This window comes from Microcoleus sp. B13-B6 (assembly GCF_036705405.1).
Taxonomy (GTDB): domain Bacteria; phylum Cyanobacteriota; class Cyanobacteriia; order Cyanobacteriales; family Microcoleaceae; genus Microcoleus.
Genome location: NZ_JAUBUJ010000206.1, coordinates 1,328 through 4,955, shown reverse-complemented (window position 1 = coordinate 4,955; position 3,628 = coordinate 1,328). Strand labels below are relative to the sequence as shown.

The 3,628-nt window shown below is 48.4% G+C and carries 2 protein-coding genes; one reads left to right on the top strand and one right to left on the bottom strand.

The window, feature by feature from the left end; all coding sequences use genetic code 11:
* Nucleotides 1–105: 105 nt before the first annotated feature.
* Entirely contained in the window at nucleotides 106–1,788 is a 1,683-nt protein-coding gene (locus QUB35_RS38385; RefSeq protein WP_333148238.1) for a tetratricopeptide repeat protein, read from the bottom strand.
* Nucleotides 1,789–2,254: 466 nt separating this feature from the next.
* Here QUB35_RS38385 and QUB35_RS38380 point away from each other — a divergent pair.
* Nucleotides 2,255–3,628 (top strand): RluA family pseudouridine synthase (locus tag QUB35_RS38380; RefSeq protein WP_333148236.1); only part of this gene is annotated, 1,374 nt, incomplete at its 3' end.

The window sequence follows — 3,628 nt, the reverse complement described above, 5'->3', positions numbered from 1 at the left end:
TTAATTGTTATTGTGGGATGGGCGTCCCGCCCGTCCAGAAAGGGCGGGCGGGACGCCCATCCCACAAGAACCATCACGCATTGTAAGTTATTTAATTCTCATTCCTTACCACTTTCCTGACATCGCGCCCTTGAGTCTCAATTCTTCTCGACTAACTAAAGCTTCGTAGTAATCGGGTTTGATTTCGAGGGCGACTCCGTAAGAGCTAATGGCATCTTGAGTTCGCTGCAATTTTTGCAAAACGTCGCCCCGCTGCGCCCAAGCTTCCCAGTTGTCTGGCTTGAGTTGAATCACTTGGTCAAAAGCGACGAGTGCTTGGGAATAGTTCTGCATTTCCCCTAGGATCAGACCTCGCTGTACCCAGCCTTGATAGTTATCCGGCCAGATAGTAATTGCTCGATCGTATGATGCTAGAGCTTGTTCGTACTGCTGCAATTTTGACAAAGCGTTGCCGCGTTTCAACCAAGCTTCAAAATTGTCGGGCACGATTTTAATTACGCGGTTGTAAGCTGCGACGGCTTCTTCGTAACGCTGCAATTTTTCCAGCGCTGCGCCTTGTTGCAAGCCTACTTTTGATGTAATTTCTGCTTCTGAAGTCAGAGAGATTACTTTATCAAAACAGGCGATCGCTTCTTCGTATTGCTGCAATTTTTCCAAAGCTTCGCCTCGCAAGTTCCAAGCTTCTAGAAAATTACCTTCAATTTGTAGGGCATTGCTGTAAGCGATAATTGCCTCTTTGTACCGTTCCAATCCTGCTAGGGCGATGCCTCTACCCAGCCAAGCTTCGGGAAAATTCGGATTAATTTGAATGGCTTGGTCAAAAGCAGCGATCGCCCCTTCAAAATCTCTCGATTCTGACAGTGTTTGACCGCGCCCGATCCATGCTTCGGGATAAAAAGAGTTAATTTGAATTGCCCGATCGAAACAAGCAATTGCCGCGTCGGCCCACTGGTGTTTGAGAGCCATTCCTTTATAAAACCAAGCTTCGCAGTCGTTGGGCTGCATTTGCAGTACGCGATCGTAAGCTGTCACCGCTTCTGCATATTTGTGCAATTTTGCTGAAGCAATGCCGCGATTGAACCAAGCCAGACTATTTTGTGGTTGCAGTTGAATGGCGCGATCGTAAGAAGTTACAGCTTCAGCGTAGCGTTCGGCTTTCATCAAAGCCAAACCTCGGTTCAGCCAAGCTTCCCAATTAGTCGGGACGAGTTTCAGCGCGCGCTCAAAAGCCGCCACGGCTTCAGGGTAACGCTCCGCTTGAACCAACACATTGCCTTGCCGATACCACATGGCGGGCAAATTCGGATGAAGTTGGGTTGCTTTTTTGTAACAGGTTGCGGCTGCATCCCACTGCTGCAATTCCTCTAAAACTCTGCCTCGCTGATACCAAGCTTCGTGCTTTTCTGAATTGATTTGAATTGCGGTGTCGAAAGCCGCGATCGCTTCTGAGTGATTTTGCAAACTTAACAGCCCTGTGCCGCGCAGCATCCAAGCCCAGTATTCTTCGGGATTAATTGCTGTAGCTCGATCGGCGCAGGCTACGGTTTCTGCGTAGGAATGCAGTTGCTTGTAAGCTTTGCCCAGATTCAGCCACGCCCTGGCCCAGTCCGGCTTAATTTGAACCGCTTTTCCGTAGCAAAGGACTGCCGCTTCGTACCTTCCTGCGGCGTACAATCTATTGCCCCGATCGTAATCTGGAAATGCTGCAAAAATTCTTAAAATCGGCGGCAGCAGAGCTGGTTGGGGGTTTGAGGAGTTTTCAGGAGCCGAAGTCGAGAGGTCTGGCATACGCCTTGCACATAAAAAATTTAGTGGGATAACAAGCTTGCGGTCTTATATATTAACTTATGCTTTTCTTAATCTCGCTGCTGTTTGGAAACAAATTTAGCATATCAGGCTTGGTGCGACCAATCATTTTTACTTAATTATAGTAGGTATAAAATTATGCACCCTTCCCACTTTCGGTACACCCCTGTAAGATACGGTCAGTCGATTTTAGATTTTAGATTTTAGATTTTAGATTGACAATCAAGCATCCAGGATACAAGCCCCCGGATTCATTCCGAAAGCAGACTCAGGACCCAGAAATAAAAAACCTGTATCCGATGAAACTTGCCCCCCGAATTTATCTCGCGCAAGTCAATGCTTAAATCTAAAATCTAAAATCTAAAATCTAAAATCTAAAATAGATTGACCGAAAGCATCCAGGATACAAGCAGATATGTCCTAATTCAGATTTCAAACCAAATTTAATATGTTAGAATTTTACGCGCTTTTAGATGTCACGGACTGTCATTGGGAGTCGATCGACTCGCAGCCGAATTATTGGTACGAAGGCCGTTGTCCTCAAAGTGGCGAGCTGCTGAGACTGCCGCGCACTCGAATGTCCGAGGATCTCGCGCGGGGTTTGATGCAGTACCTGGCGGCTGACGATTCCTACGATCGCGAAGGGAAGATGTACGGCATATTACTGGTGGAGAGGCCTTCGGGGGAACAGGGGATACTCAAAGCATTTTCCGGGCTGCTGAATGGTTGCAGCATTGTTGAAGGCTGGGTGCCACCGATTCCGGGACGAGCTCGTGTGGCTTTCGAGGAAGCCCGCACCTTAACTCAATTGGAGGAGATGAAACAGGAACTTATTGCACTGAATCAACTCCCGCAGCGACAAGAGTATGAAGCCTTATTTCGGGAGTTTGAAGTGCAAATGCAAGTTTTGAGCGATCGGCATCGCAATTGCAAGCAGCAGCGAGACGAAAAACGCCAGTTACTGTGTCAAACTCTCACAGCAGAAACACTAGAAATTGCCCTGGAACAACTGAATCAAGAAAGCCGTTTGGAGAAAATTGAACGCAGACAATTGAAACGACAGCGGGATGAAACATTGCAGCCCCTAAAACAATTAATTGAAGCTGCGGATCGACGGATGCGGGCGCTAAAACAGCAGCGAAAAGAACTTTCCCGCGAACTTCAAACGCAAATGCACGCGGCTTACACTCTGATGAATTTTTTGGGGAAATCGAGCTCCATCTCCTCATTGATGCCAACAAATTCTATTCCCACTGGCACCGGCGACTGTTGCGCGCCAAAATTGCTCCACTACGCGGCAGTACACCATCTGAAACCGCTGGCAATGGCTGAGTTTTGGTGGGGGCCACCATCTGGCGATAAGATACAGGGAGAATTTTATGGCGCTTGTGGCGATCGGTGTCAGCCGTTGATGGGTTTTTTGCTGTCAGGATTGGCTCAAAATCCGATTGTTTCTACTAATATAAATGAGGGTTTAACAGGCGGGCTAGAAGCCCAACCCCTACTCCCCACAAATCATCATATTTCTTGTGGAACGGGCATCTTGCCCGTTGCGGGCGGGTTAGAAGCCCAACCCCTACTCCCCACAAGCAATAATATTTCTTGTGGAACGGGCATCTTGCCCGTTGCGGGCCGGCTAGAAGCCCAGCCCCTACTCCCCACAAATCATCATATTTCTTGTGGAACGGGCATCTTGCCCGTTGCGGGCGGGCGAGAAGCCCAACCCCTACTCCCCACAAGCAATAATATTTCTTGTGGAACGGGCATCTTGCCCGTTGCGGGCGGGCGAGAAGCCCAACCCCTACTCCCCACAAGCAATAAT